The organism is Pectobacterium atrosepticum, from assembly GCF_000740965.1.
Classification (GTDB): Bacteria; Pseudomonadota; Gammaproteobacteria; order Enterobacterales; family Enterobacteriaceae; genus Pectobacterium; species Pectobacterium atrosepticum.
This window is the reverse complement of record NZ_CP009125.1, coordinates 1150507-1174677: the sequence shown is the minus strand read 5'-3', so window position 1 is coordinate 1174677 and position 24171 is coordinate 1150507. Positions and strand designations below refer to the sequence as shown.

Sequence of the window (24171 nt, the reverse complement as noted above, 5' to 3'; positions counted from 1 at the left end):
CATGCGCTGGAACGTACCCCAACTCGTTATCATCCCTGAGTCTGAGGAATTTTCCACTCAGAAAATGCTATTTCAAGACTATTCTTATCGTCAGACAACCAGATCGTGCCTTCCTGAATGGTTGCCTGCAATGACATGGTGCGCTGAACCAGTCCGGCAAGTTGAGCTAGTTGATTATCATCTAAAAAGCGGATAGTCAGATTCTTGTACCCGGAGACTTTACCCGATATGGCACTCCACCAAACCTGTGCCGCACGCTCGTTGTAGGCGTACAGCACAACTGCACGGGACTGGTTGCAGGCTTTCTTCAGCCGCTTTTCATCCGGCAGGCCTAGCTCAATCCACAGTTCCAGCTCCATCGTATCATTACGTCGCCAGATTTCCGGCTCGTCATCTGCGCTAAGCCCTTTGGTAAAGCGCAGGTTTTCATCAGCATGGCAAATCCACGCTAAAAGTCGCAGCATCATACGCTGCTCAGTTTCAGACGGATGCTGCGCTATCGTCAGATTCGCGTCGTGAAAAAAATTCCGATCCATATCGGCAATATTGATTGCTGCTTTGTAAACCGTTGCTTTTAATGCCATCAGTGACCTCGTCTTTATTCCCCCTAGTTTACTTGAGTTAGCGCCATCCTCACAGTAAAGGTGATATCTGCCACGTAACCGATAGATTAGGCCTCTAAGGACTACTGATATCCTGTTAATCCCTATGCTATAGTCGGTTTGATAAATAGAGTTTATCTTCGTAGGCTTACAACATCGCGCACCACAGCGAGTGATGATGCATGAATATCTACCGAGCTAAGCTTTCAAGGGAGAATATAGTGCAAGAATACTGTGAATTAGTACGTCGCTTATACGCAGAGATCGCCGGTGGCGCTCTGGGCTATATACCCGATTCGCTGGGTTGTGTTTTGAAAACCCTGGATAGCATTGCCGCAAATGAGGCGTTGCCATCCTCCGTCAGGGAACAGGCAGCTTTTGCCGCCGCTAACTTATTGGTGAGTGATTATGTCAATGAGTAATGAATATCAACCCATCAACTGTGATGATTACGACAGCCTGGAAGCCACCTGTCAGCAGAATCTGACGCTGACGCTGGAACTACGCAATGGTGAAGTTGTGACCGGAAAAGCCAGTGACATGATCTCACGTAAGCAGATCGAATATCTGGTGATTGAAGCCTCCGGTACAACGCGCGAACTGCGCCTCGATCACATCGTCAGTTTCAGTCATCCCGAAATAGGGAAGGTCGTCGTCAGCGAATCCTGATGGACTTCTCCTTTCATTTAGCGGCAAACGCTGAATAAATGCTTCCAAAACGGACAACTCAGGTTGTCCGTTTTTATTACCAACGTTAGTTTCTTTCCCAAACGATGTGCCATAAGGGCTGATGTTCTCTCACCTGCCCTTCTCGCGTAACGAACCGTCCCACGGCCGCAATCAGTTGCTCGTTGTAGAAAAGCAGCGGCGTACGGTCGCGCCACCAGGGTGGAACGCCCAGCTCCTGCCAGAGTTTCTTGATTTGCCGCCCGTGTGCTCTGCCAACAATATGTACGGTTCCGCTGGTCGAAAAGCGAATACTTACCGTTTCACCGTTTTTCGGCGCGCGAACCGCGACCCCACTATCAGCAAGCAACAGCGTACCTAAGTTGTCAGGGAGAGATAACGGGCATGACGTCGGTTGCCACGGCAGAACGCGGTCTTTGAGCGATGGCATCAGCGGCAGTAGATAGAGATGCTGACGAAAACGGCGAATCTGCATCTGATTCAGTTGCAATATAGGTTCCGCATCCCGTCGACTCGCCGCAACCTCATCCCAGAGTCGTTGCAACTGATCGCGCGCGGGCATCGTCGCCCCTTGCTGTGCCAGCCAGCGCCGCAGTAGCGCAAAACGCCGCACCGGGCTTAGCGGCACCAGACCGTCAATGCTCAACGCACCATCCGGCTGGCGTAGCGTCCGCAATGATTCCTCCAGTAACTCATCGAGCAATTGTTCCTGTTCGGCACAAAGCTCGGCGCTACGCGCCACGGCAGAGGGGAAATGCGGCCAACGCTGAGTCAATCGCGGTAAGATCTGGCGGCGTAAAAAATTGCGGTCAAAGCGTTCATCTTGATTGCTGTCGTCTTCAATCCAGCGAAGCTGGTGCCGCTGTGCGTAAGCTTCCAGTTGGAGACGAGAAAAACCTAATAGCGGACGCACTAAACGATGATGGCCAAGGAAGCTGTTAGCCGCCATCGCAGACAATCCGGCAGGCCCGCTGCCGCGTTTAAGCGCCAGTAAAAAGGTTTCGCTCTGGTCATCAAGGTGCTGCGCAGTCAGCAGGGTCTCGCCCTCTTTCAGGTGCACTTGCAACGCCTGATAGCGTGCGGTTCTGGCTGCAGCTTCAATACCGCCGTTCTGCGCCTCAACCGTCACTGCCAGCGAGGAAAACGGCACCTGCCAGCGTTCACACTGCTGGCGACAATGTTCAGCCCAGCTATCCGCCAGCGGATTTAAGCCGTGATGGATGTAAGCCGCACGAATAGTCTGCCCAGAACGCTGACGCACGGTCACCAACAGATGCAATAGCACGCTAGAGTCCAAGCCACCGCTATAGGCCAACAAGATCGACCCGCATCCGGCCGTTTGCGTCACGATCGTCTGGAGTAACTCATCGTCAGGTTCGGTGCGGTCCACAGTATCAGATCTCATACAGTTCTAAGGGCAGGCCATCAGGATCGGAGAAAAACGTGAAGCGTTGCTGCGTTTCAGGATCGATCCTTACGGGTTCACAAATGACGCTAGCCTGCGCCAGTGAAGCAATCGCCTGCTCTACATCAGCCACAGCAAAAGCCAGATGGCGTAAACCGCAAGCCTCCGGCCGACTGACACGCGCAGGTGGATGAGGGAAAGAAAATAGCTCAATGGTATAACGCCCATTCAGCGAGAGGTCCCCTTTCCATGACTGCCGCGCCGCACGATAGACCTCATTGTTCAACGTAAATCCCAACACGTCACAATAAAATGCCTTGCTGCGTTCATAGTCAGAGGCAATCACTGCAATGTGGTGTACATCGAGCAATTTCAGCATTATTCCAACCCTCATAGCAAAAAATCCGCTGTCATTACTGACAACGGATTTTCAAAGTAACGCCAGAATAGCCTGATTGATAATACTGCAATCAATCAGACAATCACGTCATCAGCAGTAACCACTGTGAATTAGCAATAACCATAGTTCATCAAGCGCTGATAGCGGCGGTTCAGCAGCGCTTCTTCGCTCAGGCCTTCGAGATCGAGTAGATCGGCCAACAGTTGCGCTTTCAGCGACGCAGCCATTACCGGAACGTTACGGTGCGCGGAACCCAGCGGTTCAGGAATCACGGTATCGATCAGTTTCAGCTCTTTCAGACGCGGCGCGATGATGCCCATAGCTTCAGCCGCCAACGGCGCCTTGTCCGCGCTCTTCCACAGGATAGACGCACAGCCTTCCGGTGAAATGACCGAGTAGGTGCTGTACTGCAACATGTTAACCTTGTCGCCCACGCCGATAGCCAACGCCCCACCGGAACCACCTTCACCAATAACGGTACAGATGATTGGCACACGCAGCGTCGACATTTCACGCAGGTTACGCGCGATAGCTTCAGACTGGCCGCGTTCTTCTGCGCCTACGCCCGGATAAGCACCCGGCGTATCGATAAAGGTGATGATCGGCATCCTGAAACGATCGGCCATTTCCATCAGGCGCAGCGCTTTGCGATACCCTTCTGGAGCAGGCATGCCGAAATTACGGCGAATCTTTTCTTTGGTTTCACGACCTTTCTGATGACCAATGATCATCACCGGACGTCCATCCAAACGGGCAATCCCGCCGACAATGGCCTTGTCATCGGCATAGGCGCGATCGCCAGCCAACTCATCAAAATCGGTAAAAATGTGCTTAATATAATCAAGCGTATAAGGACGTTGCGGATGGCGCGCTAATTGCGCAACCTGCCAGGCACCCAAATCGGCGAAGATTTTGCGCGTCAATTCAACGCTCTTCTCACGCAGGCGCTGGACTTCTTCGTCCAGATTAATATCCAATTTTTCGTCTTGACGGCTGACTGCGGTCAGCGAGTCAATTTTCGCTTCCAACTCTGCAATCGGCTGCTCAAAATCAAGAAAATTCAGACTCATAGTATTCCTATATTAGTCAAATTCCAGTTCCACCTGCTCATTACCCACTAATGTACGCAGCTCGTTCAATAGCGCATCGGCAGGCGTTACACGCCATGCTGCGCCGAAACGTAGTCGGGCACGCGCATCTTCACGCTGGTAATAGAGATGCACTGGGATCGTCCCCGATCGATGGGGTTCCAACGATTGACGGAGACGGTTTAATAGCTGGTCATCAATTTGCCTGTCAGTCAGCGAGATAGCAAGCCCGCGCGCGTATTTTTCCCGCGCTTCACTGATATCCATTAACTCTCGGACGGTCATTTTAAGCCCGCCGCTGAAGTCATCAAAGCTGACCTGTCCACTGGCGATAAGGATACGGTCTTTCTCAAGTAAATGCTGATATTTTTCCAATGCATCGGTAAACAGCATGATCTCAAGCCGACCGGAACGATCGTCCAATGTACAGATACCAATACGGTTGCCCCGTTTGGTGATCATGACGCGAGCCGCCAACACCAGCCCAACGGCAGTGGTCATTTTACCCCGATCCGTCGGGTGCATATCTTTCAAACGTACGCCAGCGGCATAGCGTTCAATTTCCTTAATATATTGCGTGATCGGGTGGCCGGTCAGGTACAGCCCCAGCGTCTCCCGTTCACCATCCAACACGACCTGCTCCGGCCACGGTGGCACGGTGCTGTAGGATTGCTCAACCTGCTCAGGCGCATCGGCCAACACGCCAAACATATCCACCTGACCAATGGCTTCCGCTTTAGCATGCTGATCGGCGGCCTTCAGCGCATCAGCCAATGAGTTCATCAGCGCGGCGCGATGCGGCCCCAGGCGGTCAAACGCCCCAGACATAATCAGCTTTTCCAGCACGCGTCGGTTCAGCTTTTTGATGTCAGTACGTGCGCAGAGGTCAAACAATTCTCTAAAATAGCCGCCCTGATTACGCGCCTCGATAATCGCCTCAATCGGGCCTTCACCGACACCTTTAATCGCACCGATGCCGTAAACAATCTCTCCATCATCGTTAACGTGAAAGTGATACAGGCCGCTATTGATGTCTGGAGGCAGGATTTTTAACCCCATCCTCCAGCATTCATCAACCAGCCCCACCACTTTATCCGTGTTGTCCATATCGGCCGTCATCACCGCCGCCATGAATTCAGCCGGATAGTGCGCTTTCAACCACAGCGTTTGGTAAGACACCAGTGCATAGGCAGCGGAGTGAGATTTATTAAAGCCGTAACCAGCGAATTTTTCCACCAGGTCGAAAATCTTAACCGCCAGTTCGCCGTTCACGCCGCGAGATTTGGCACCATCTTCAAAGCCACCACGCTGCTTCGCCATTTCAACGGGGTTCTTTTTCCCCATAGCACGGCGCAGCATGTCCGCACCACCCAGCGTATAACCCGCCAGAACCTGAGCGATCTGCATGACCTGTTCCTGATACAGGATAATACCGTAGGTCGGCTCCAGCACTGGCTTGAGTGATTCGTGCTGCCATTCAATATCAGGATACGAAATTGCTTCACGACCATGCTTACGGTCGATGAAGTTATCCACCATGCCGGATTGCAGCGGACCAGGGCGGAACAACGCCACCAGAGCGATCATATCTTCAAAGCAGTCGGGCTTCAGGCGCTTGATTAGATCTTTCATGCCACGCGATTCAAGCTGGAATACCGCGGTGGTTTCCGAACGTTGCAGCATGTCGAAACTTTTCTTATCGCCGAGCGGAATCGTCGCGATATCAATCGGTTCCTGTCCTAGCTTCGCGCGACGGGCGTTGATCATCTCCAGAGCCCAGTCGATAATCGTCAACGTACGCAGGCCAAGGAAGTCGAACTTCACCAGCCCGGCGTATTCCACGTCGTTCTTATCAAACTGGGTAACCGGGTGGTTCCCTTCCGAATCGCAATACAGTGGCGCGAAATCGGTAATCTTGGTGGGGGATATCACCACCCCACCCGCATGTTTCCCGGCGTTACGCGTAACGCCTTCGAGCTTGCGCGCCATATCGATGAGGGCCTTAACTTCCTCATCGGCTTCATAAATTTCTGGCAACTGCGGTTCGGCCGCAAACGCCTTTTCCAGCGTCATGCCCGGATCGGGCGGCACCAGTTTTGAAATACGATCGACAAACCCATAAGGGTGCCCGAGCACACGCCCTACGTCACGAATAACCGCTTTTGCCGCCATCGTACCGAAGGTGATAATCTGTGATACCGCGTCACGCCCGTACATCTCCGCAACGTGGTCGATAACCATGTCGCGTTTTTCCATACAGAAATCGACATCGAAGTCAGGCATTGAGACGCGTTCAGGGTTGAGGAAGCGTTCGAACAACAGGTCGAACTCCAGCGGATCCAGATCGGTGATTTTCAGCGAGTAGGCTACCAATGAGCCCGCACCGGAACCACGCCCAGGGCCAACAGGCACATCGTTATCCTTCGACCACTGAATAAACTCCATGACGATCAGGAAGTAGCCGGGGAACCCCATCTGGTTGATGACGCCCAGTTCAATGTCCAGACGCTCATCATATTCTGGCCGACGCGCGACGCGCACTTCTGGATCTGGGAACAGGGATTCAAGACGATCCTCCAGTCCTTTTTTCGAGCACTGAACCAGAAAATCTGCGGTGCTCATCTCACCCGTCGGGAACTGCGGCAGAAAATATTCGCCCAACCGGATCGTTACGTTACAGCGCTTGGCAATTTCGACGCTGTTCGCCAGCGCTTCTGGGATATCGGCAAACAGCTCGCACATTTCCTCTTCCGAGCGCATGTACTGCTGCGGGCTGTAATGACGTGGGCGTTTGGGATCGTCAAGCGTGTAGCCATCGTGAATGGCAACGCGGATTTCGTGAGCGTCAAAATCATCAGTGCTGATGAAGCACACTTCATTGGTTGCCACAACGGGCAACCCGTACTTGGTTGCCAACTCCACGGCCGCGTGTATATAGCTTTCTTCATCGGGGCGGGACGTGCGGGTCAATTCCAGGTAGTAACGCTGAGGAAAGTGCTCCTGATAGAATGCCAGACACTGTTCGGCCTGCGCCTGATTACCACGCAGCAAAAATCGGCCAACATCACCCCGGCGACCGCCAGAAAGGAGAATCAGTCCTTCCTGATGTTCAATGAGCCAATCACGGTCAATCGTCGGCCCAGCAGCGCCATAACCCCGTTGATAAGCATGGGAAATCAGCAGCGTGAGATTCTGGTAGCCTTCATTATCCATGGCCAACACAGTAAGATGCGCGAGCTCATCCCCTAATTCATCGCTTTCGACATAGAAGTCTGCACCGATGATAGGTTTGACCCCTGCGCCATGCGCGCCGCCATAGAATTTAACCAGCCCACACAGGTTGGTAAAATCGGTAATCGCCAGCGCTGGCATACCGAGTGCCGCCGTTTTTTTTACCAGCGGACCGACTTTGGCCAGCCCATCGATCATGGAATAGTCACTGTGAACACGCAGGTGAACAAAACGTGGTTCGGCCATCTCCAGATCCCAGAATTTATCGATTAGTCAGCGTTGCAATAGTGATATCACAACACGGAGAGTTAATGATGATGTTTTACGCCAGGCCTAACACACGCTTAACTGGCGCGAAGCTCCGACGGTGAAACTCAGTAGCACCCAGTGCAGCCAGCTTCTCCAGATGAAAAGCCGTTGGATAGCCTTTGTGTTGGGCAAAACCATAATCTGGGAAGCGTTGATCCAACTCGACCATCTCACGATCGCGAGTCACTTTCGCCATAATTGAGGCCGCGCTGATTTCTGCCACGCGGCTATCCCCTTTAACAACCGCCTGCGCGGGCATCGGTAGTGCAGGACAACGGTTGCCGTCAATCAGAACAAAATCCGGCACAATAGCCAATGCAGCCACCGCACGTTGCATAGCTAACATGGTAGCATGCAGAATATTCAGTTGGTCAATCTCTTCCGGTTCCGCACGGCCAAGGCTCCACGCCAGCGCCTTCTCTTTGATTTCATCATAGAGCGACAGCCGACGTTTTTCACTCAGCTGTTTGGAATCCGCCAACCCGACAATTGGCCTAGTCGGGTCAAGAATCACCGCAGCCGTCACGACCGCACCAACCAAAGGGCCACGGCCCACCTCATCAACGCCAGCGATGCAGGTCGCCTGCGGGTAAATAAATATTTCGCTCATAGTTTTATTAACATGTTTTTATTAACGAGGAGTAACTAATTCCAGTACCGCCTGAGCCGCTTGCTCATCGGCGTTACAGCGAATTTGCTGATGCAAATCCACAAATGTCGTGCGTAACTCAGCCATTTTATCTGTATCGGCAAACAGCGGCAGCAGCGCCGCGGCGAGCTTATCTGGGGTACAGTCAGTCTGTAGCAATTCAGTCACCAGCTCACGCCCAGCTAGCAAATTCGGCAGCGACACCCACGGCGTTTTGACCAAGCGCTGCGCCAGCCAGAAGGTAAAAGGCTTCATACGATAACCCACAACCATCGGGCATTTAGCCAGCATGCACTCCAACGCTGCCGTACCGGATGCCAATAGCGCCGCATCACTGGCAATCATGGCTTCACGCGCCTGCCCATCCAGCAGATGCACACGCAGATCGGGTGCCACGCTACTTTTTATCCGTTCGAACTGTTCGCGACGCTTACTGTTCACCAGAGGAACAACGATTTCCAGATCGGGAAAATGCTGACGCAGTAGCACAGCCGTATTGAGAAAATCCGCGCTAAGCATTTCAACTTCTGCACCACGACTGCCCGGCAGTAGTGCCAGACAATGCGCATCGGGCGCAATACCCAGCGTCGCACGGGCGGTCATTTTATCAGGATGCAGCGGCATCGCATCAGCCATCGTATGACCGATAAAGCGACAAGGGACATTGAAACGATCGTAAAACGCTTTTTCAAAAGGCAAGAAAGCAAGCACCAAATTGGTCGCTTTACCTATTTTGAAAACACGTTTTTGACGCCAGGCCCACACGGACGGGCTGACATAGTGAATGGTATTGATACCGTGCTGTTTGAGGTTGCCCTCCAGCGTGATATTGAAATCAGGGGCATCAATGCCCACGAAAACATCAGGCTGAAGCTCGCTGAAACGCTGGGTTAAATCCCGCCGAATTTTCAGCAGGCGAGGAAGGCGTCCGAGCACTTCAACAATGCCCATAACAGCCAACTCTTCCATTTCGTACCAGGCTTCACAGCCTTCGGCCTGCATACGCGGTCCAGCAACACCGACAAACCGCGCACCGGGCACCTTTTCTTTTAGCGCCCGGATCAAACCTGCGCCAAGGATGTCGCCGGAAGTTTCCCCGGCGACCAGCCCAATAGTCAAAGGACGTGATGACATGGATTAACGAATAATGCCGCGAGTAGAACGGGCAAAGAAATCGGTAAATGCCTGCACTGCCGGATGTTCAGCCGCCAGCGCTTCGATTTCCGGTTTCACCTCATCCAGCGTTTTACCGCTACGGTAGAGCAGCTTGTACGCGTTACGGATCGCATGCAGCGTTTCTTTTTCGAATCCGCGACGCTTCAGGCCTTCGATGTTCAGGCCAAACGGCGTGGCATGATTACCCTGCGCGACAACATACGGAGGAACGTCTTGCGCCACACCAGAACACCCACCGACCATCACGTGAGCACCGATAATGCAGAACTGGTGCACAGCCGTCATCCCACCGATAATCGCAAAATCATCGACGGAAACGTGGCCGCCCAACGTAGCGTTATTCGCCAGAATACAGCGATTGCCCACTACGCAGTCGTGTGCAATATGCGTGTTGATCATCAACAGGTTATCGCTACCGACTTTAGTCAACCCGCCGCCCTGCGACGTGCCACGATGAATCGTGACGCTTTCACGGATGCGGTTACGATCGCCAATCTCAACGCGGGTCGGTTCCCCAGCATATTTGAGATCCTGATTCACTTCACCAATTGACGTGAACTGATAGATTTCGTTGTCGCGACCAATTTTAGTGACGCCATTGACGACGACATGCGATTTCAGCACCGTACCTGCACCGATCTCAACCTGAGAACCGATATAGCAGAAAGGGCCAATATGAACACCAGCGCCAATAATGGCACCGTCTTCAACAATCGAACTAGGATGAATAAAGGCGGTTTGATCAATCACGTTATCAGGACTCCCGACGACGAGCACACATCATTGACGCTTCACAGGCCACTTCGCCATCAACTTTGGCAACACCTTTAAAGCGCGCAACGCCACGACGCTCTTTAATGAATTCAACTTCAAGGATCATTTGATCGCCTGGCTGCACGGGGCGCTTAAAGCGCGCTTCGTCCACAGCGGCGAAATAGTACAGCTCACCCGGCTCCAGTTTACCGACGCTTTTAAACGCCAGGATACCCGTAGCCTGAGCCATGGCTTCCAGAATCAACACACCGGGAAAAATGGGTTTACCCGGGAAATGCCCCTGGAAGAAGGGTTCGTTGAAAGAGACGTTTTTCACCGCCCGCAGAAACTTCCCTTTTTCAAAATCCAGTACCCGATCAACCAGTAAAAACGGGAAACGGTGCGGTAATAATTCTAAAATCTCTTCAATATTCAGAGTATGAGTGTCAGTAGTCAAAATACTCTTCCTGTCCATAAAAAACTGATGCCATCAACAACACGGCCTGCGCAGACCCTAAATTAGGTGTCTTCAGGCAGGCCGCAAATAAAACGCGAGTGATTAAACGTTATCGACTTTTCGTTCAACGGCTTTTAACCGTTTGCTTATCTCATCAATATTCATCACCAGCGCTGCAGTTTTGCGCCACACTTTATTGGGTTGCAAAGGAATGCCCGAAGAGTATACCCCAGGTTCAGTGATTGGTCGCATGACCATACCCATTCCCGTTACCGTCACTTTATCGCAGATCTCCATGTGCCCGTTAATCACGCTGGCACCGCCGATCATGCAATAACGACCAATTTTCAAGCTCCCCGCCATAATGACGCCACCCGCGACCGCGGTATTGTCGCCAATCACGACGTTGTGCGCAATCTGACATTGGTTATCAATGATAACACCATTGCCAATGACCGTATCATCCAACGCACCACGATCGATAGTCGTGCTCGCGCCAATCTCAACCTGATCGCCAATTCTGACCGTTCCCAACTGCGGAATCTTCACCCAGTTGCCGCGATCGTTGGCATAGCCAAAACCATCAGAACCAATAACCGTTCCAGACTGGATCAGGCAATGCTCACCAAGCTCAACGCGGTGATAAATCGTTACATTTGCCCACAAACGGGTGCCGGCACCAATGCGGGCATTTTTGCCAACAAAACAGCCAGGGCCAATAACAACACCATCACCCAACTGTGCGCCAGATTCGATAACGGCATTTGCGCCAATGGACACCTGCTGACCCAGCGTCGCATCTGAAGCGATGACCGCACTCGGGGCAATATCGGTTGCTGGTTGCGGTGTCGTATCCAGCAGTTGTGCCATGTGAGCATAGGTAAGGTAGGGATTTTTCACTACCAGCGCAGCAACCTGACAGTAAGGTAAATCCGCTTCCGTCAGCACGACCGCAGACGCTTGCGTCTCGGCCAGTTGCTCACGGTAACGACTGTCGGAAAGAAACGTAATTTGCCCAGTTTTTGCCGAATGCATAGAAGCAACACCGGTGATGACGATATCGCCATCACCGTGTAATTGTGCATCCAACTGTTGAGCTAACGCGTCCAGTCGAATCGAATACATGTATTATTTAACCTGTTTCAGCACATCGGCAGTAATGTCTTTGGCATTGGCGACATACGCAACAGCGTTAGCGTCAATCACAACATCATAACCTTCTTTAGTTGCAACGGCTTTCACGGCGTCCTGAATACGACTCAGGATTTTGTTGCGTTCTTCAGTCTGACGACGACGGTTGTCCTGCTCAAAAGCCTGCGCTTTAGTAGAGAACTGCTCGCGCTGCGCCATGACGTCTTTTTCCATTTTGCTGCGATCGCTCGCTTTCATGGTAGAGCCATCACGCTGCAACTTCTGCATCTTGCCCTGCAAATCGTTTTCCATCGATTGCAGCTCAGAAGCACGACCTTTGAACTCATTTTCCAGCTGTTTGCCAACGCTTTCACGCTGCGGCAACTGTTGGAAGATGCTGGAAACGTTAACAACGGCAATCTTGTCAGCAGCCTGAACGCTGGCTGAAGCAGCCAATACTAAACCGAGGCCTGCGGCACATAACCACTTTTTCACTATAAACTCCTCAACCTAACCTAATTTGTGTCTTAACACTTTAATGATGGGCATCGCGTCATGGTGCCAGCTGTATTTCCAGCATTCATGCCAATGAGCAGCGATGCGACATTCCCTGCATACGACCTACGGACGTCACACTACCAGGTTTTGCCAATGTTAAACTGGAATTGTTCCGACTTGTCTCCATCGTACTTTTTAACCGGCTGGGCATAGGAGAAGACCAATGGCCCAAGCGGAGACATCCATTGCAACGCGATACCACTGGAAACGCGGAAGTTGGTTGCCTTGCCGTAATCCGGTACACCTGCTTTCAGTGTTTCAGCCGTATTTTCCCAGTTGGTATCCCATACCGTACCGCCATCCACAAAGAAGGAAGTTCGTACGGAGTTGGCGTATTTATCACTGATAAACGGCGTCGGCACGATAAGTTCCGCACTCAGCACCGCCATCGCGTTACCGCCAACGGCATCATCCATATTGGTTGAATCAATCGGGCAACCTGAGTAAGAGTTAAAGCCAGAGCCAACAAGGTTCGCTGGGCACTTATAATAGGCCGCTTTAGGACCAATCGTATTCGATTGGAAGCCACGCACCGTACTGGAACCACCAGCATAGAAGTTGTCGTAGAACGGCACTTCTTTACTTCCGATACCATCCGCAAAGCCTGCACGGGTACGGCCCATCACCACCCATTTACCACTCTCGGTCAACGGATAGTAGCTCGCTGAATCAAACGTCAGTTTGTAGTATTCATTGTCCGAACCTGGCACCGCGATCTTGGCATTCGCGGACGCACGTGTCCCTTTCGTCGGGAAGTAACCGCGATCCAGGTTGTTATATGACCATCCGGTATTCAGGAAGAAATCGTTCGCTTTGAAATCTGCACTGGATTTAACATTCTCACCTACGACGGAAGGATTAACCCCGACAGAGTCCAGATAACGCCACATCGACACCTGCGGTCTCATATCCGACAGGTCGTTATGCACATAATCCAGACCGACACGCAGTGAGTTATTCTCGTTAATCGGGAAGCCCAAGGTGCTGCCAACGCCATAGCTCACGTTGGTGTAGTCGGATAGGTCGGCGTCAGATGCTTCAAATTTGTTATAGAAGACGCGACCACCGAGGCTAACGCCATCAACGGTGAAGTATGGGTCGGTCAGTGACAGCTCGACATACGTCTGGTAGTCGTTTTTAGTCCCGCTGATCCCAACGGAGTTACCCGTTCCCAACCAGTTGTCCTGCTGAACCCCAGCTTGGAAACTCACGCCGCTTTCCGTACCGAAACCGACACCAAAGTTGAATGTACCTGTATTACGCTCTTTGACTTTATACGTCACATCAACCTGATCGGCGACACCGGGAACACGCTGTGTTTCTACCTCAACGCTTTCAAAGTATCCCAGTCGGTTTAGACGCTCTTTGCCTTGCTCAACCAGATCGTTGCCTAACCAGGCACCTTCCATCTGGCGCATTTCACGGCGCAGAACAGTATCTTTAGACGTATCGTTGCCGTCAAAGCGAACATGACGCACATAGAAGCGGTTACCCGCATCAACGTTGATGTTTAATCTCACCGTCTTGTCTGCGTCATTAATTTCCGGCTGTGTTACCACACGCGGATAGGCATAGCCATAACGACCCAGCAGCTTCTTGATGTCCTCTTCCATCCGGGTGACTTTCGTCCCATTGTAGAGTTCACCGGGTTCGACTTTCGTCAGCCCTTCAATTTCCGCAGAGTGGCCAGCCAGATTACCTTTCACCGCGACGCCGGACAGCTTGTACTGCTCGCCTTCCGTCATATTGATGGTGATATAGATGCCTTTTTTATCTGGCGTCAGGCTCACCTGAGTAGAATCGATGTTGAAGCGCGCATAGCCGCGATCCAGATAGAAACTCCGTAGGGTTTCCAGATCGCCAGACAGTTTTTGTTTCTGGTATTTACGGTCACCAACCACGTTCCACCACGGCACTTCATCACGCAGTTGGAAACGGGAGATCAATTCGTCGGAACTGAACGCTTTGTTACCGACAATATTAATCTGCTGGATCTTGGCGGAAACGCCTTCCGTGAAGACCAGTTTCAGGTCTACGCGGTTACGCGGCAATGGCGTGACAACGGCTTTAACCGACGCACTGTACTTACCGACGCTGTAGTAGAAATCTTCCAGTCCTTTTTCGATGCTGGTGAGCGCCGTACGGTCTAACGCTTCACCAACGCGCACGCCCGAGGCTTCCAGGTTTTCTTTCAGCATGTCGTCTTTGACTGACTTATTGCCGGAAAACGTGACGCTGGCGATTGTCGGACGTTCTTTGACCTGCACAATCAGCGTTTCGCCATCGCGCAGGACGCGAACATCTTCAAAATTTCCGGTCGCAAACAAGGCACGGATGGTGTTACCGATATCATCGTCACCGATGGTATCACCAACGCGGACTGGCATACTGAGTAGTGCCGCCCCGACGGCAACCCTTTGCAGGCCCTCGAAATGAATGTCCTTCACTACGAACCCGTCTGCACCGTATACGGTTGCGCTGCTAAACAGCAGCGACGCTATGAGCAACTTTTTGATCGCCATCGTTGTTATGCGTTTTTCCTAACCTAATCCCGCGCCTAGAGACGAGAGAAATCATTGAAAAGTGCGAGTCCCATTAACAACATCAGCAACACTGTACCAATGCGATAACTAACGTCCTGCACACGCTCAGAAACCGGCCTGCCCTTCAGTTTTTCAACTGCAAGAAAGAGCAGGTGTCCACCATCCAATACCGGCAGCGGGAACAGATTGATGATCCCCAAATTGACGCTGATTAAGGCCAAAAACATCAGGTAATAAATCAATCCATAATCTGCTGACATTCCAGCACCCTGAGCAATCGAAATGGGACCACTCAGGTTATTCAGCTTAACATCACCCATAACCAGTTTCCCTAACATACTGACGGTCAATTTCATCAGTTGCCAGGTTTTATCTGTTGCCTGATAGGCAGCACTGAACGGCCCATACTGGCGCACCGTCCTGTATTCTTCAGGCAGCGGCGTCACGCTTGGCATAACACCTGCCAAACCTTCAATTCTGCCACTTCCTACAGATTTACTGTCTGGCGTTAACGTCAACGGTACCGCTGCACCGTGTCGCTCTACCTCCAGAGCAATAGATTGTCCGGGGTTATCACGCACAGCGATGACAAAATCACGCCATTGCGCTAGCGCCTGCCCGTCGACTTTAACGATCCTATCCCCGACTTGCAAACCTGCTTTTTCCGCCGCAGAGCCTGCCTGCACCTGATGCAACACGGGCTCAATTTGCGGACCGCGCGGGATAATCCCGAGCGAGGAAGCCGGATCTTGCTTATCAGGCTCAAACTGCCACTCGCGTAAATCCAGCGTTTTCTGGACGACACGGTCGGAGCCTAAAGGTGCGCTTCCGATCACAACATCGCTATCGCCGATTTTACCGATCAGCGCCAGACGCGCGGTATCCCAATCAGGCGTTTCGATACCATCAACTGACTTTAGTTCCATTCCCGCCGACATTTCCGCTTGTGCCGCGATGGAGTTGGGCAGTATTTCGCCCACTATCGGACGCACGCCCGGCACGCCGAGAATAAACACCAGCCAGTACGCCACAATAGCAAACAGGAAATTGGCAATTGGACCAGCGCTGACGATAGCCGCGCGCTGCCAGACCGTTTTACTGTTAAAGGATTGGTGGCGGAATTCTGGTGCCACGGTGTCGACACGCTCATCCAGCATCTTCACGTAGCCGCCAAGCGGGATCAACGCAATCACAAATTCCGTACCGGTACGATCGCGACGACGCCATAGTGCGCGACCGAAACCAACAGAAAAGCGCTCAACCTTCACACCACAGCGGCGCGCCACCCAGAAATGCCCAAACTCATGGACGGTGACCAACACACCTAGTGCGATGATAAACGCGGCAAGATTCCAGAGAAAACTCAACATAAATAGCTCTACCGCTTTATTCTAAGCCACTTTAAACAGCAGCAGCATCAGGCAAGAGAACACAGGAACCGCAGCCGTCAGGCTATCGATACGATCGAGCACGCCACCATGCCCCGGAATCAAATGGCTACTGTCTTTGATGCCTGCCTCACGTTTGAACATGCTTTCTGTCAAATCACCCAGTACCGAAGCCAGCGCAGCAGCGATAGAACAAATCAGCAACGTTGATGCCGCCACCGTTAATGGCGCATAGAGGCTAAACAGCAAAGAAATTAGCGCTGAGGTTGCCAGACCACCGAGAAAGCCTTCCCAGGTTTTGCCCGGCGAGACTTTTGGCGCAAGTTTACGCTTACCAAACAGTTTGCCGAACATGTAGGCACCGCTGTCCGCTCCCCAGACCAGCAGCATGACGTACAGCAGCCACCAGGCACCAGCGAATGGATTAATCGCGTAATTGTAATGACGAAGCGCAACCATGCCCCAGAAAAACGGCACGATCGTCATGATGCCGAACACGAGCCGCAATGCGCGTGAATGACGCCAAAATGAGGCGGAAGCTGGGTAGAACAGAACCAAAAACAGCGCAATACCCCACCACACCAGTGATGACCAGAGCGCAATACTGATTTGCGGAATATGCACGGAGTAATGGTAAGCTGGGAGTGATAACAACATCAGCGCCAGCAAAAAACCACATAGAATTGCGAGCCACAGGCGTTGACCATAAGAGGCAAAGCCCGCCAATTGACCCCATTCCCATGCCGCCAGCATACAAACAGCCAGCGTAACAAGCGTGAATCCCAAAGGAGGCAGCAAGAACAGTGCCGCAATAACAATCGGAATCAAGATAAAAGCAGTAATCAGGCGATACTTCAGCAAAAGTTCCCCCTAGGATGCATCAGCATCGATAGGTGTTGTTCCCCCGAAGCGGCGCTCGCGTTGTGCAAAAGCATTCAGCGCACCTTCAAAGACTTGTTCATCGAAATCAGGCCAGAGGACATCAGTAAAGTAAAGTTCAGCATAAGCAATTTGCCACAGAAGAAAATTACTGATGCGGTGTTCTCCACCGGTTCTGATCACCAAATCAACCGGAGCCAGATCATTCAGACAGATATACTGACACAATGACGCTTCATTAATGCTATCAGGGCGCAGAATACCTTCCTGCACCTGCTCTGCAAGTTGCCGTACTCCCTGAATAATATCCCAACGGCCGCCATAATTCGCGGCAATATTCAGTGTGAGCCCCTGATTCTTTTCTGTCAGCACTTCTGAACGACGGATTCTCTCTTGTAAACGCGGACTGAAGCGGCCGATATCGCCAATCACCCGCAAGCGAACATTGTGCTTGTGCAGGCTTTTCACTTCGCTGTCCAGTGCTCGAACAAACAGCTCCATGAGTGCGGAAACTTCCTGCGCCGGACGGTTCCAGTTTTCACTGCTAAATGCGTAAAGTGTCAGAGCATCCAATCCGTGGTTCACTGCGAAACTGACTGAACGTCGCACAGCCTTTACACCAGCCTGATGGCCAAAAATCCGCATCTTCCCCCGGCTTTTCGCCCAGCGACCATTGCCATCCATGATAATGGCAACATGCCGCGGCCCGGCGAGTGGCAGATCGTTAGTATTCTTTTGATTATCGGACGGCATAACGCGTACTTATTTCCTCAAGCAAGAAATACAACAGTCCTTCCGTAACATCAGACCCCATTAGCGCAAAAAAAGCCGTGAACGATCACGGCTTAGCTGCATGGTCGATTAAACAACTTTCGCATAATCAACCATTGAGTGGCGCAGACTATACCACCTCCACCGCACATGAACAAATTGTGCCATGGGTCTATCCGGCTATCGCACGTAATGTGTCAGGGTCTGTGCTGCGACCTGTCTGGCCCAGCTATCGATGAACAAAACATCATCAACGCTGGTGGGTTCTGGCAATGTAAGTTGTTCAATAACATGTTGATTTACCGCCGCGATATCCGTAAAACGTATCTGCGACTGCAAAAATGCTGCCACCGCAATTTCATTTGCGGCGTTCAATGTCGTGGTAGCCGACTGACCGTGATTGCAGGCATCAATCGCCAACTGCAAACAAGGATAGCGCGCATAGTCTGGTGCTAAAAATGTCAGCGCGCCAATTTGGCAAAAATCTAATGCTTTTGCGCCCGATGCCACACGTTCGGGATAAGCCATTGCATGAGCAATCGGCGTACGCATGTCGGGCGAACCCAACTGCGCCAAGACGCTGCCATCACGGTAGCGCACCATCGAGTGAATCACTGACTGCGGATGAATAATGACTTCCATCTGTTCGGCAGAGGCATTAAACAACCAACGCGCTTCGATATACTCCAGCCCCTTATTCATCATAGTGGCAGAATCAACCGAAATCTTGCGCCCCATTGACCAGTTCGGGTGCGCACACGCCTGATCAGGCGTCATGTCTGCCAACGCTGATACCGGCGTTTCACGAAACGGTCCACCGGAGCCAGTCAAAATAATACGTTCGACTCCATGTTTCGACAGTGAAGCGTAGCCTAATTGGCGCTGAATTTGCTCAGGTAAACTCTGAAAAATTGCATTATGTTCGCTATCAATCGGTAAAAGCTGCGCATCGCTTTGCTCGACGGCATCCATAAAGAGACGTCCGCAGGTGACGAGTGATTCTTTATTCGCCAACAAAACCTGTTTTCCAGCATGGATTGCCGCCAGCGTCGGTAATAGCCCAGCCGCCCCCACAATCGCAGCCATGACCTGATCGACGCCGTCCAGTGCAGCGAGCTCACATGCGGCCTGAACTCCCGCCAGAACCTCTGTTTTGCAACCGTATTCTGCCAACTGCTGGCGCAGAGCAGTTGCAGAGGCTTCATCAGCCATTGAGGCATAAGTGGGTTGGAAAGTCAGGCACTGTTCCAACATAAGCTTGACGTTGTACCCAGCGGATAGCGCGCGTACGGTAAATTTATCTGGGTTGGCTTTAATTACAGCCAGAGAACTGACGCCAATAGAGCCAGTGGAACCAAGAATTGTCAGTTGCTTCATTAAAAATGCTCTGAATAACCGGATTTGATGACAGGAAGGTACACGAGTCTGAGACGATTACCATGATATATCTCTGCGATTGATCACCGTCACGATCGTCGCAGGCGTATGCATAGCAAAAATTTGTTTACTGCCCAGAGGGGCTAGCCTTCACCCATTCATTGCATAACGCATATTATATAAAAAATAAAGCGCCGCCGGAAAAAACATCCTGCGACGCACTATCTAACAAGCTGATTAGAACTCCATCAGCTCCGCTTCTTTTTCTGCTAGTGCGACGTCCACTTTCTTGATGAAGTTGTCAGTCAATTTCTGCACGTCGTCCTGAGCACGACGTTCTTCATCTTCACTGATCGCTTTGTCTTTCAACAGTGCTTTAAACTTGTCGTTAGCATCACGGCGCACGTTGCGTACAGAGATACGCCCCTGCTCTGCTTCGCCACGGACGACTTTGATCAGATCTTTACGACGTTCTTCCGTCAGAGGTGGCAACGGAACACGGATTACGGTGCCAGCAGAAGACGGGTTCAGGCCGAGGTCAGAGGCCATGATCGCTTTCTCGACCGCTGGGCTCAGTGAACGATCGAATACCGAAATTGCCAGCGTGCGGGAATCTTCTACCACAACGTTAGCGAGTTGGCGCAACGGCGTTGCGCTGCCATAGTATTCAACATGAATGCCATCAAGAATACTTGGCGATGCACGGCCGGTACGGATTCTGTTAATCTGGTTTTTAAACGCTTCAACACATTTGTCCATGCGCGTTTCAGCATCTTTTCTGATTTCATTAGTCACGTTGTGAACCCTTGAAAACTGGTTGCCTGGCAGGCCATGTCAGTGCATGACCCAGTGAATAATTAATACCAGCGCTCGGCTGGCGTATGGAGCAATACTGACAATATATTACCCCATAATTTGAGTTACTGACTAATCAACGTCCCTTCTTTCTCACCCATAACAACACGACGCAGTGCGCCGGGTTTGTTCATGTTGAAAACGCGGATCGGCAAATTATGGTCGCGTGCCAGCGTGAACGCAGCAAGATCCATCACTTTCAGTTCACGTTCTAACACATCTTGATAGGTTAGCGTTTCATACATCGTCGCTGAAGGATCTTGTACCGGATCGGCAGAATAGACGCCATCGACTTTTGTCGCCTTCAATACGACATCCGCCTCAATCTCAATGCCGCGAAGGCAAGCCGCAGAATCCGTGGTAAAGAAAGGGTTGCCTGTTCCGGCGGAGAAAATCACCACGCGATTATTACGCAGCAGGCTGATCGCTTCCGCCCAGCTGTAGTTGTCACAGACGCCATTCAGGGGAATCGCAGACATCAGGCGAGCGTTCACATAGGCACGGTGCAACGCATCACGCATTGCCAGACCATTCATGACGGTCGCCAGCATTCCCATGTGGTCGCCCACAACGCGGTTCATGCCCGCTTTAGCCAGACCCGCGCCACGAAACAGGTTACCACCGCCGATAACCACACCGACCTGAATGCCTAACTCAACCAGTTCTTTCACTTCCTGAGCCATGCGATCCAGAATACTCGCATCGATACCAAAACCTTCAGTTCCCTGTAAAGCTTCGCCACTGAGTTTCAGCAGGATTCGTTGATAGACGGGTTTTGCATTGGTTGCCATGGTGTTCTTATCCTACAGGCTGTCGTGGTATTGGGGGGGTTGTATAAATCAATACTGTAAAAATCAAAACTGTTCCACCCAGCTCCTGCCTGAATGCAGGAAGCCAAGCGAACTAAAACTCGTGGGGCTGGATAAAAAGGAACCGCCAACTGGCGGCTCTTTTTTTACTATTAAGACTGCTTACTCATTGCTGCAACTTCAGCAGCAAAGTCAGTCTCAACTTTCTCAATGCCTTCACCCACTTCGAAACGGATGAAGTTAGTCACGTCAGCATTGTGCTCTTTCAGCAGTTGACCAACAGACTTGGCTGGATCCATAACGAAAGGCTGACCAGTCAGAGAAACTTCGCCGGTGAATTTCTTCATACGGCCTTCAACCATTTTCTCTGCGATTTCTTTCGGCTTGCCAGACTGCATCGCGATTTCCAGCTGAACCTGGTACTCTTTCGCTACCACTTCAGCAGATACATCTTCTGGTTTAACGAACTCAGGCTTGCTTGCAGCAACATGCATAGCCAGGTGTTTAACCAGCTCTTCATCAGCGCCTTTAGCAGCAACCAGAACACCGATGCGCGCACCGTGTTGGTAGTTACCCAGAACTTCGCCTTCCAGAGCGGAAACGCGACGGATGTTGATGTTCTCACCGATTTTAGCAACCAGTGCAACACGCTCTTCTTCGAACTGTGCTTTCAACACGTCAACATCAGTGATTTTGCCTGCAACCGCAGCATCTAGCACTTTGTCAGCAAACGCCTGGAAACCACCATCTTTAGCAACGAAGTCAGTCTGGCAGTTAACTTCCAGAATCACAGCGTAGTTACCGTCGATCTTAGTCTTGATTACGCCGTCAGCAGCAACGTTACCTGCTTTCTTAGCTGCTTTGATCGCACCGGATTTACGCATGTTTTCGATTGCAAGCTCGATGTCGCCATTAGCTTCAACCAGCGCTTTCTTACATTCCATCATGCCTGCCGCGGTACGCTCACGCAGCTCTTTTACCAGGGATGCGGTAATTTCAGCCATTCTAAAATCCTCAGAAGATTTGTTCTGCTCGGTCGTCACGACCAAACAGCTTTAAAAGTGAAAAAGGGGCCATAAAAAGGCCCCTAACCAAACTAGTGCTACCTGGTTAATAAGGGCTCAACGAGCCAGACTTATTATTCAGCTTCTACTAAGCCTTCTTCTGCCTGCACAGCCAGATCTTGAGAACGGCCTTCGCGGACAGCAGTAGCAACAGCACCCAGGTACAGGTTAATTGCACGGATTGCGTCATCGTTACCAGGGATGATGAAGTCAACACCATCGGGATCAGAGTTGGTATCAACCACAGCGAATACCGGAATACCTAGGTTGTTAGCTTCTTTGATTGCGATGTGCTCGTGATCGGCATCGATAACAAACAGCGCGTCTGGCAGGCCACCCATATCTTTGATACCACCCAGGCTTTTCTCAAGCTTGTCCAGTTCACGAGTGCGCATCAGCGCCTCTTTTTTGGTCAGCTTGTCGAACGTGCCGTCTTGAGATTGGATTTCCAGATCTTTCAAACGCTTGATGGACTGACGAACGGTTTTCCAGTTAGTCAGCATACCGCCCAACCAACGATGGTTCACGAAGAACTGATCGCAGTTGTTAGCAGAATCTTTTACCGCTTCGCTTGCTGCGCGCTTGGTACCAACGAACAGAATTTTGCCTTTGCGAGAAGCAATTTTGCCCAGCTCAGCCAAAGCATCGTTGAACATCGGTACTGTGTTTTCAAGGTTGATGATGTGAACTTTGTTACGCGCACCGAAGATGAATGGCTTCATTTTCGGGTTCCAGTAACGGGTCTGGTGACCAAAGTGTACGCCAGCCTTGAGCATATCGCGCATGGAAACAGTTGCCATGATTACCTCTATTAATTAAGTATGGGGTTATGCCTCCACATGTCCCATTACGCCGACCCCATCCGGTGAAACACCTCAGGAGCACCCCGGCGAACGTGCCGACATGTGTGTGTTATTTACACAAAGTGAGTTTAGTCGATGTGGTTAGATACCGTATAACCAATATCCAGCCGGATCATCGGCGCGCTTTATACCATAAATCCGCCTGCGACACCAACATTTGTTATTCGCCAATCTACTAATCCGAATGATAATTTGGCAAGCCAGCGGCTGGGCTGGTAACATAAGTTATTAGTTATCGCTCTTAATTTTCGTGCTTAACAGGCACCTGCGGACAATCATCAATGGCAATTTCAATTAAAACCTCTGAAGACATCGAAAAAATGCGCGTAGCGGGTCGTCTAGCTGCCGAAGTTCTGGAAATCATCGAACCTTATGTAGTGCCAGGTGTAAGTACCGGCGAATTGGACAGAATCTGTCACGATCACATTACCAACAAACAGCAGGCCATTTCTGCCTCACTGGGCTACCACGGCTTCCCGAAATCCGTCTGCATCTCCATCAACGAAGTGGTGTGCCACGGCATCCCTAGCGAAGAGCGGATTTTGAAAGACGGCGATATCGTCAACATCGACGTCACCGTGATCAAAGACGGCTTCCACGGCGATACGTCAAAAATGTTTATCGCTGGCAAGCCGACCATTCTGGGCGAGCGTCTCTGCCGCATCACGCAGGAAAGCCTCTATCTGGCACTGAAAATGGTTAAGCCGGGTATTCGCCTGCGCACATTGGGCAAAGCGATCCAGCAGTTTGCGGAAGGTAACAATTTCTCCGTAGTGCGTGAGTATTGTGGCCACGGTATCGGCAAGGGCTTCCACGAAGAGCCACAGGTTCTGCACTACGATGCAGATGACGGCGGCGTTGTGTTGCAGGCGGGCATGGCATTTACGATCGAGCCTATGCTCAACGCAGGTGATTTCCGTATCCGTACGATGAAAGACGGCTGGACGGTAAAAACCAAAGATCGCAGCTTGTCGGCACAGTACGAGCATACTATTGTGGTAACCGAAAACGGCTGCGAAATAATGACGTTGCGAAAGGATGACACCATCCCCAACATCATCACGCATGAACAGTAAACACTAAGCCGGCAGATGCCGGCTTTTTATGGCGTGTAGAAAGCACGCCCCCCTTCGTGTCGTCGCAAGCGACGTTGAAAAACGCGCTCTGCGTTTTTTT

General features: G+C 51.4%; 23 protein-coding genes. 3 read left to right on the top strand and 20 right to left on the bottom strand.

Going from position 1 to position 24171, the window contains the following annotated elements:
- Positions 1–29: 29 nt before the first annotated feature.
- Positions 30–584 (bottom strand): YaeQ family protein, encoded by a 555-nt coding sequence (locus GZ59_RS05245; RefSeq protein WP_011092649.1) that lies wholly within the window; start codon positions 582–584, stop codon positions 30–32.
- Positions 585–823: 239 nt separating this feature from the next.
- Between GZ59_RS05245 and GZ59_RS05240 the strand changes: the two genes are divergently transcribed.
- Together GZ59_RS05240 and rof are read left to right on the top strand one after the other, a co-directional pair.
- The gene (locus GZ59_RS05240; protein ID WP_039290563.1) at positions 824–1024 is read left to right on the top strand and encodes a YaeP family protein; all 201 of its coding nucleotides are present in this window, start codon (positions 824–826) and stop codon (positions 1022–1024) included.
- Positions 1011–1271: a Rho-binding antiterminator gene (rof, locus tag GZ59_RS05235; protein WP_011092648.1), complete on the top strand. Its 261-nt coding sequence runs from the start codon at positions 1011–1013 to the stop codon at positions 1269–1271. The genes GZ59_RS05240 and rof overlap by 14 nt, the downstream gene beginning before the upstream one ends.
- A gap of 85 nt (positions 1272–1356) precedes the next feature.
- Here the strand turns inward: rof and tilS are convergent, their stop codons facing one another.
- The 19 genes from tilS to rpsB all read right to left on the bottom strand — a co-directional run bounded on the left by tilS (position 1357) and on the right by rpsB (position 22932).
- Positions 1357–2694, bottom strand: a complete 1338-nt coding sequence (tilS, locus tag GZ59_RS05230) for a tRNA lysidine(34) synthetase TilS (RefSeq protein ID WP_039290560.1) — start codon at positions 2692–2694, stop codon at positions 1357–1359.
- A complete protein-coding gene (locus GZ59_RS05225) occupies positions 2684–3073 on the bottom strand; it encodes a VOC family protein (protein ID WP_011092646.1) in 390 nt (129 codons plus the stop codon). Before GZ59_RS05225 ends, tilS begins: the two co-directional genes overlap by 11 nt.
- A gap of 131 nt (positions 3074–3204) precedes the next feature.
- Positions 3205–4164 (bottom strand): acetyl-CoA carboxylase carboxyl transferase subunit alpha, encoded by a 960-nt coding sequence (accA, locus tag GZ59_RS05220; RefSeq protein ID WP_011092645.1) that lies wholly within the window; start codon positions 4162–4164, stop codon positions 3205–3207.
- Between the two features lie 12 nt (positions 4165–4176).
- On the bottom strand, positions 4177–7659 hold the full coding sequence (dnaE, locus tag GZ59_RS05215; RefSeq protein WP_011092644.1) for a DNA polymerase III subunit alpha: 3483 nt from the start codon (positions 7657–7659) through the stop codon (positions 4177–4179).
- A 76-nt stretch (positions 7660–7735) separates the two neighbouring features.
- Positions 7736–8332, bottom strand: a complete 597-nt coding sequence (gene rnhB / locus GZ59_RS05210) for a ribonuclease HII (RefSeq protein WP_011092643.1) — start codon at positions 8330–8332, stop codon at positions 7736–7738.
- Between the two features lie 21 nt (positions 8333–8353).
- On the bottom strand, positions 8354–9505 hold the full coding sequence (lpxB, locus tag GZ59_RS05205; RefSeq protein WP_011092642.1) for a lipid-A-disaccharide synthase: 1152 nt from the start codon (positions 9503–9505) through the stop codon (positions 8354–8356).
- A 3-nt stretch (positions 9506–9508) separates the two neighbouring features.
- Positions 9509–10297: an acyl-ACP--UDP-N-acetylglucosamine O-acyltransferase gene (gene lpxA / locus GZ59_RS05200; RefSeq protein ID WP_011092641.1), complete on the bottom strand. Its 789-nt coding sequence runs from the start codon at positions 10295–10297 to the stop codon at positions 9509–9511.
- Between the two features lie 4 nt (positions 10298–10301).
- Positions 10302–10775: a 3-hydroxyacyl-ACP dehydratase FabZ gene (fabZ, locus tag GZ59_RS05195; RefSeq protein WP_173361601.1), complete on the bottom strand. Its 474-nt coding sequence runs from the start codon at positions 10773–10775 to the stop codon at positions 10302–10304.
- Positions 10776–10859: 84 nt separating this feature from the next.
- On the bottom strand, positions 10860–11882 hold the full coding sequence (gene lpxD, locus GZ59_RS05190; protein WP_011092639.1) for a UDP-3-O-(3-hydroxymyristoyl)glucosamine N-acyltransferase: 1023 nt from the start codon (positions 11880–11882) through the stop codon (positions 10860–10862).
- Between the two features lie 3 nt (positions 11883–11885).
- Positions 11886–12383, bottom strand: a complete 498-nt coding sequence (gene skp / locus GZ59_RS05185; RefSeq protein ID WP_011092638.1) for a molecular chaperone Skp — start codon at positions 12381–12383, stop codon at positions 11886–11888.
- A 140-nt stretch (positions 12384–12523) separates the two neighbouring features.
- Complete coding sequence (gene bamA, locus GZ59_RS05180; protein ID WP_011092637.1) at positions 12524–14968, bottom strand: outer membrane protein assembly factor BamA; 2445 nt, start codon at positions 14966–14968, stop codon at positions 12524–12526.
- 35 nt (positions 14969–15003) lie between these two features.
- Positions 15004–16359, bottom strand: coding sequence for a sigma E protease regulator RseP (gene rseP / locus GZ59_RS05175; RefSeq protein WP_011092636.1), 1356 nt, complete (start codon positions 16357–16359; stop codon positions 15004–15006).
- Between the two features lie 21 nt (positions 16360–16380).
- On the bottom strand, positions 16381–17238 hold the full coding sequence (gene cdsA / locus GZ59_RS05170; RefSeq protein ID WP_039290555.1) for a phosphatidate cytidylyltransferase: 858 nt from the start codon (positions 17236–17238) through the stop codon (positions 16381–16383).
- 9 nt (positions 17239–17247) lie between these two features.
- Positions 17248–18009 (bottom strand): (2E,6E)-farnesyl-diphosphate-specific ditrans,polycis-undecaprenyl-diphosphate synthase, encoded by a 762-nt coding sequence (gene ispU / locus GZ59_RS05165; RefSeq protein WP_011092634.1) that lies wholly within the window; start codon positions 18007–18009, stop codon positions 17248–17250.
- 198 nt (positions 18010–18207) lie between these two features.
- Positions 18208–19404, bottom strand: coding sequence for a 1-deoxy-D-xylulose-5-phosphate reductoisomerase (gene ispC / locus GZ59_RS05160; RefSeq protein WP_011092633.1), 1197 nt, complete (start codon positions 19402–19404; stop codon positions 18208–18210).
- 237 nt (positions 19405–19641) lie between these two features.
- Positions 19642–20199: a ribosome recycling factor gene (frr, locus tag GZ59_RS05155; protein WP_011092632.1), complete on the bottom strand. Its 558-nt coding sequence runs from the start codon at positions 20197–20199 to the stop codon at positions 19642–19644.
- Positions 20200–20324: 125 nt separating this feature from the next.
- The gene (pyrH, locus tag GZ59_RS05150) at positions 20325–21050 is read right to left on the bottom strand and encodes a UMP kinase (protein WP_005975910.1); all 726 of its coding nucleotides are present in this window, start codon (positions 21048–21050) and stop codon (positions 20325–20327) included.
- Between the two features lie 170 nt (positions 21051–21220).
- The gene (tsf, locus tag GZ59_RS05145) at positions 21221–22072 is read right to left on the bottom strand and encodes a translation elongation factor Ts (RefSeq protein ID WP_011092631.1); all 852 of its coding nucleotides are present in this window, start codon (positions 22070–22072) and stop codon (positions 21221–21223) included.
- A gap of 134 nt (positions 22073–22206) precedes the next feature.
- Positions 22207–22932, bottom strand: a complete 726-nt coding sequence (gene rpsB, locus GZ59_RS05140; protein ID WP_011092630.1) for a 30S ribosomal protein S2 — start codon at positions 22930–22932, stop codon at positions 22207–22209.
- Positions 22933–23276: 344 nt separating this feature from the next.
- On the opposite strand from rpsB, the gene map reads away from it, so the two are divergent.
- Positions 23277–24071, top strand: coding sequence for a type I methionyl aminopeptidase (map, locus tag GZ59_RS05135; protein WP_011092629.1), 795 nt, complete (start codon positions 23277–23279; stop codon positions 24069–24071).
- Positions 24072–24171: the final 100 nt, after the last annotated feature.